This window comes from Melaminivora alkalimesophila, assembly GCF_000282995.1.
GTDB classification, from domain to species: Bacteria; Pseudomonadota; Gammaproteobacteria; order Burkholderiales; family Burkholderiaceae_C; genus Melaminivora; species Melaminivora alkalimesophila.
The window spans coordinates 1-409 of sequence record NZ_ALEE01000612.1 but is presented as its reverse complement, the minus strand read 5'-3'; the positions used below and the strand labels follow the sequence as shown (position 1 = coordinate 409).

The following is a 409-nucleotide window of genomic DNA, read 5'->3' as shown; positions in this document are numbered from 1 at the left end:
GCGGCTGCCGTCCTCGGCCGCGCCGGCGAGCACCTCGGGAGGCGCGGCAGGGGCGGACGGCGGCCGGAAGGGGGCGCTTTCTTCCACGTCCAGGCCCTTGGAGGTGTCGATCCACAGCGTCTGGATCCGCGTGCGCCGGATGCGCTCCAGGTCCTGCGGGTCCGTGAGCAGGAAGCGCGTGCGCCAGAAGGGATGTTCCATCCACGAGCCGCAAAGCCCGTGCACGTGCATGCCCAGGCGCAGCTGCTGGATCGGGATGCGTTTGAGCATGTCGCAGGAACAGGAAAGCAAGAACAGCCAGGCACAGCGCTTCGGGGCGCCCACCAGCCCGCATTGTGGCACGCCCGCCATACAAATGGTTACGGCCCCTGTGGCGGGTGGTGCCGCGCGATGCCGGGCGCCGCCGGCG

Annotated in this window: 1 protein-coding gene; it reads right to left on the bottom strand. The window is 70.7% G+C overall.

Features of this window, described 5'->3' with window-relative positions; all coding sequences use genetic code 11:
- Positions 1-270: DUF3391 domain-containing protein (locus A612_RS12045; RefSeq protein ID WP_141630358.1), on the bottom strand; the 270-nt coding region annotated here is incomplete at its 3' end.
- Positions 271-409 lie beyond the last annotated feature (139 nt).